Source organism: Suipraeoptans intestinalis, assembly GCF_009696485.1.
GTDB classification, from domain to species: Bacteria; Bacillota; Clostridia; order Lachnospirales; family Lachnospiraceae; genus Suipraeoptans; species Suipraeoptans intestinalis.
This window is the reverse complement of record NZ_VULY01000021.1, coordinates 1-4,744: the sequence shown is the minus strand read 5'-3', so window position 1 is coordinate 4,744 and position 4,744 is coordinate 1. Positions and strand designations below refer to the sequence as shown.

Sequence of the window (4,744 nt, the reverse complement as noted above, 5' to 3'; positions counted from 1 at the left end):
GCCGGAAATTCCGGCAGGAAGAAGCAGTGGCGCGGATAGTGGAACACAGATACTGCCGGAAACACAGTCGGTTTCTGAAACGGCAGAGGCTGCAGATGCGGAAGGCACCGACGGGAAGCAGACGCTTCTTCTCCCTGGCAGGCGGAAGACTTTACCTACGGGATGATCGAGCATACCTTAAGCGGATGCAACTATACGCGTGAGATCCAGGTTCAGGGACCGGGATCCTGGGATTGTCCGATTCGGGAAAGGAAAAGATCCAGGTCAACAAGCATCTGGTACTTCCGGGAAAGCGCCGTCAGGAGAGACGATAGTAGGAGTAGGTCCCAATGCATTTGCCAAAATGGGGATCGAGACCATCACGTTTCCCGAAGATATGATGATCCCTTATGATGACACAGTCACCCACACCATCACACGAAGAGGAAATTTCATTATCAAAAGCGGGCTTTTTCTGATAACAATCTTACAGCGATGGATTTTCCGAGGGAATTCTGTTTATTGACGCTGCGGCATTTAAAAACAACCGTATGACGGAGGTGCGGTTTCCGCATACGCTTTGGATGATCGGAAACCAGGCGTTTGCCTCCAACAGTCTGCGTCAGGTACAGCTTCCCGTTACCTGCGATTTTCAGTTCCAGATCGACAATATGGCGTTTGCTGACAACCAGATCCGTTCCGTCACGTTGCCGGATTATACGGAAAAGGTCTTTATGTACAGCTTTTTCAAGAATCCCGGAATGGAGGAGATCCCGGCCGAGGCGCCGGACAAAGTCAAAGCGGAAGGAGCCGGAGTCGTTTATATGTATACCAACAACGACGCTTTGTTCCAGCTGGATCGGATTCACCATCTGGGAAGGACGGCCGCCAACCAGAAATCCTGGGTACAGAAGCTGATAAAGGAGAAGATACCCAGACAGTATGGGAATCCGGATTTTACCTATGAGGGGAATACGGTCACAGGACTTTCCGAGAGCGGGATCCAGAAACGGGCGAAGAATAAAAACCTGATCCTTCCTTCCCGCACAGATACCGGAGAAGTGGTAAAGGCTGTCGGAAAAGGCGGGACGATAGGAGCTTTCGTGACGGCAGAGGAAGGATTTGATTCCGTAGAGATCCCCGATACGGTAGAGACTATAGGAGACAAGGCGTTTCATTCCAGCGGTCTGAAAAGCGTCGTGATCCCTAATTCCGTTACATCTATCGGATACAGGCATTTAGCAATAATCAGTTAAAAAAGGTGACGCTTCCGGATTCTGTTACTACATTGGGCGGAGCGGCATTTTCTGACAACCGGATGTTGGCGGAAGTGCAGATTTCTGCCGGCCTGACGGAACTGATGCCTACTGTGTTTGGACTGACAGGAAACAATGTGTCCAATGAAAATTTAAAGACGGTGATCATCCCGAAGGGAATCCGGAAAATCGGAAGGGGTGCTTTTGGAGGACAGGCAATAGAAACCCTCAGTCTTCCGGAAGGACTGCAGGAGATTGATGCGTCTGCTTTTAAAGGAAACCATCTGTCTTCCCTGGCTCTTCCCGGAACCGTGACCAAGGTGGGAAACAGCGCTTTTGAGCAGGGAGGCGCGGGAGGCTTTCTTACGTCCCTCTTTCTGTCGGATGGCTTAAAAGAGATCGGAAGCAAGGCTTTTGCCAGAGGGGCTTTGAGCCGGGTGGATCTGCCCTATGGACTGCAAAAGATGAACAAGCTGGCGTTTGACGAAAATCAGACGGTGCCTGTGCCGGCTTATACCCGAATGAAGAGGCGCACAAGCCGCTGGAAGTGGCGGAGCCACCTTTACCATCAAAAAGCGGAGGATGTTTGGACGGTCAATGACTTTACCTACGATGAGGCAGGCACTACCATAACCGGATTCTCGGAAAGCGGTCATGCGAAGAAAACCTCCATGGACACTTTGATCTTCCCGAATCAGAACACGAAAGGAGAAGATATTATCGCCATCGGAGACGGAGCAGCGGGAGAGGCGGCCTGTTTGCCGGAGAGGGAGTCGCATTTAAAAAAGTGATACTTCGGTTCACCTGATCAGGATCGGGAAGTTTGCCTTCGTAGACGCAGGAATCGAATCGGTAGCCTTTCCCAGCACGCTGACCTCTATCGATATGCGTGCCTTTGCCCAGAACAAGATCAGGGAAGTGGTGCTTCCGATTCCGTTACCACGCTGGGAGCGGCGGCCTTCGGATCAAATGATACGCTGGAAAAGGTTGTGATTTCCAGGGGAATGAAAGAGATCCCTGCCAGTGCATTTGTAAATAACACACCGGTAAAAACCTTTACCTCCGTTACCATCCGGAGGGATCGAGAGCATTGGAAATCTGGTTTTCCGGAACGGATTTACTACGCTGACGCGTACAGGTCACGAGCGTTCCGGAAAAAGCCAGATTTCCAATGCTCTCGATCCCCTCCGGGATGGTAACGGGTAAAGGTTTTACCGGTGTGTTATTTACAAATGCACTGGCAGGATCTCTTTCATTCCCTGGAAATCACAACCTTTTCCAGCGTATCATTTGATCCGAAGGCCGCCGCTCCCAGCGTGGTAACGGAATCCGGAAGCACCACTTCCCTGATCTTGTTCTGGGCAAAGGCACGCATATCGATAGAGGTCAGCGTGCTGGGAAAGGCTACCGATTCGATTCCTGCGTCTACGAAGGCAAACTTCCCGATCCTGATCAGGTGAACCGGAAGTATCACTTTTTAAATGCGACTCCCTCTCCGGCAAACAGGCCGCCTCCTCCCGCTGCTCCGTCTCCGATGGCGATAATATCTTCTCCTTTCGTGTTCTGATTCGGGAAGATCAAAGTGTCCATGGAGGTTTTCTTCGCATGACCGCTTTCCGAGAATCCGGTTATGGTAGTGCCTGCCTCATCGTAGGTAAAGTCATTGACCGTCCAAACATCCTCCGCTTTTTTGATGGTAAAGGTGGCTCCCGCCACTTCCAGCGGCTTGTGCGCCTCTTCATTCGGGGTATAAGCCGGCACAGGCACCGTCTGATTTTCGTCAAACGCCAGCTTGTTCATCTTTTGCAGTCCATAGGGCAGATCCACCCGGCTCAAAGCCCCTCTGGCAAAAGCCTTGCTTCCGATCTCTTTTAAGCCATCCGACAGAAAGAGGGACGTAAGAAAGCCTCCCGCGCCTCCCTGCTCAAAGCGCTGTTTCCCACCTTGGTCACGGTTCCGGGAAGAGCCAGGGAAGACAGATGGTTTCCTTTAAAAGCAGACGCATCAATCTCCTGCAGTCCTTCCGGAAGACTGAGGGTTTCTATTGCCTGTCCTCCAAAAGCACCCCTTCCGATTTTCCGGATTCCCTTCGGATGATCACCGTCTTTAAATTTTCATTGGACACATTGTTTCCTGTCAGTCCAAACACAGTAGGCATCAGTTCCGTCAGGCCGGCAGAAATCTGCACTTCCGCCAACATCCGGTTGTCAGAAAATGCCGCTCCGCCCAATGTAGTAACAGAATCCGGAAGCGTCACCTTTTTTAACTGATTATTGCTAAATGCCTGTATCCGATAGATGTAACGGAATTAGGGATCACGACGCTTTTCAGACCGCTGGAATGAAACGCCTTGTCTCCTATAGTCTCTACCGTATCGGGATCTCTACGGAATCAAATCCTTCCTCTGCCGTCACGAAAGCTCCTATCGTCCCGCCTTTTCCGACAGCCTTTACCACTTCTCCGGTATCTGTGCGGGAAGGAAGGATCAGGTTTTTATTCTTCGCCCGTTTCTGGATCCCGCTCTCGGAAAGTCCTGTGACCGTATTCCCCTCATAGGTAAAATCCCGGATTCCCCATACTGTCTGGGTATCTTCTCCCTTTATCAGCTTCTGTACCCAGGATTTCTGGTTGGCGGCCGTCCTTCCCAGATGGTGAATCCGATCCAGCTGGAACAAAGCGTCGTTGTTGGTATACATATAAACGACTCCGGCTCCTTCCGCTTTGACTTTGTCCGGCGCCTCGGCCGGGATCTCCTCCATTCCGGGATTCTTGAAAAAGCTGTACATAAAGACCTTTTCCGTATAATCCGGCAACGTGACGGAACGGATCTGGTTGTCAGCAAACGCCATATTGTCGATCTGGAACTGAAAATCGCAGGTAACGGAAGCTGTACCTGACGCAGACTGTTGGAGGCAAACGCCTGGTTTCCGATCATCCAAAGCGTATGCGGAAACCGCACCTCCGTCATACGGTTGTTTTTAAATGCCGCAGCGTCAATAAACAGAATTCCCTCGGGAAAATCCATCGCTGTAAGATTGTTATCAGAAAAAGCCCCGCTTTTGATAATGAAATTTCCTCTTCGTGTGATGGTGTGGGTGACTGTGTCATCATAAGGGATCATCATATCTTCGGGAAACGTGATGGTCTCGATCCCCATTTTGGCAAATGCATTGGGACCTACTCCTACTATCGTCTCTCCTGACGGCGCTTTCCCCGGAAGTACCAGATGCTTGTTGACCTGGATCTTTTCCTTTCCCGAATCGGACAATCCCAGGATCCCGGTCCCCTGAACCTGGATCTCACGCGTATAGTTGCATCCGCTTAAGGTATGCTCGATCATCCCGTAGGTAAAGTCTTCCGCCTGCCAGGGAGAAGAAGCGTCTGCTTCCCCGTCGGTGCCTTCCGCATCTGCAGCCTCTGCCGTTTCAGAAACCGACTGTGTTTCCGGCAGTATCTGTGTTCCACTATCCGGCGCCACTGCTTCTTCCTGCCCGGAATTTCCGGCGTTT

At 51.2% G+C, this 4,744-nt stretch carries 8 protein-coding genes and 1 pseudogene; 2 read left to right on the top strand and 7 right to left on the bottom strand.

The genetic code is table 11. The annotated features are described in order from the left end of the window. Nucleotides 1-491: 491 nt before the first annotated feature. Nucleotides 492-1,294: pseudogene (locus tag FYJ34_RS11485) on the top strand (leucine-rich repeat domain-containing protein); the annotation flags it as partial. 3 nt (nucleotides 1,295-1,297) lie between these two features. Beyond that, nucleotides 1,298-2,026, top strand: coding sequence for a leucine-rich repeat domain-containing protein (locus tag FYJ34_RS11480; protein WP_330582619.1), 729 nt, complete (start codon nucleotides 1,298-1,300; stop codon nucleotides 2,024-2,026). A 119-nt stretch (nucleotides 2,027-2,145) separates the two neighbouring features. Here FYJ34_RS11480 and FYJ34_RS13595 read toward each other — a convergent pair whose 3' ends face one another. The 7 genes from FYJ34_RS13595 to FYJ34_RS11450 form a co-directional block, all read right to left on the bottom strand. Further along, nucleotides 2,146-2,277, bottom strand: coding sequence for a hypothetical protein (locus FYJ34_RS13595; RefSeq protein WP_268878949.1), 132 nt, complete (start codon nucleotides 2,275-2,277; stop codon nucleotides 2,146-2,148). 210 nt (nucleotides 2,278-2,487) lie between these two features. Beyond that, nucleotides 2,488-2,709, bottom strand: a complete 222-nt coding sequence (locus FYJ34_RS11475) for a leucine-rich repeat protein (protein ID WP_154478924.1) — start codon at nucleotides 2,707-2,709, stop codon at nucleotides 2,488-2,490. Further along, nucleotides 2,706-3,071, bottom strand: coding sequence for a hypothetical protein (locus tag FYJ34_RS11470; protein WP_154478923.1), 366 nt, complete (start codon nucleotides 3,069-3,071; stop codon nucleotides 2,706-2,708). Before FYJ34_RS11470 ends, FYJ34_RS11475 begins: the two co-directional genes overlap by 4 nt. A gap of 35 nt (nucleotides 3,072-3,106) precedes the next feature. Beyond that, nucleotides 3,107-3,280 carry a leucine-rich repeat domain-containing protein gene (locus tag FYJ34_RS15560; RefSeq protein ID WP_416389719.1) on the bottom strand — a complete coding sequence of 58 codons (174 nt, stop codon included), beginning with the start codon at nucleotides 3,278-3,280 and terminating at the stop codon, nucleotides 3,107-3,109. After that, entirely contained in the window at nucleotides 3,277-3,525 is a 249-nt protein-coding gene (locus FYJ34_RS11460; protein ID WP_330582618.1) for a leucine-rich repeat protein, read from the bottom strand. The genes FYJ34_RS15560 and FYJ34_RS11460 overlap by 4 nt, the downstream gene beginning before the upstream one ends. Before the next feature lie 76 nt (nucleotides 3,526-3,601). Then, nucleotides 3,602-3,931, bottom strand: coding sequence for a hypothetical protein (locus FYJ34_RS11455; RefSeq protein WP_154478921.1), 330 nt, complete (start codon nucleotides 3,929-3,931; stop codon nucleotides 3,602-3,604). Then, a partial coding sequence (locus FYJ34_RS11450; protein WP_154478920.1) for a leucine-rich repeat protein occupies nucleotides 3,838-4,744 on the bottom strand: 907 nt, incomplete at its 5' end. The genes FYJ34_RS11450 and FYJ34_RS11455, both read right to left, overlap by 94 nt.

Coding starts and splice junctions, on each gene's coding strand:
- FYJ34_RS11480 (WP_330582619.1), top strand. CDS start 1,298: ATGTTGGCGGAAGTGCAGATTTCTGCCGGCCTGACGGAACTGATGCCT.
- FYJ34_RS11455 (WP_154478921.1), bottom strand. CDS start 3,931: ATGTATACCAACAACGACGCTTTGTTCCAGCTGGATCGGATTCACCAT.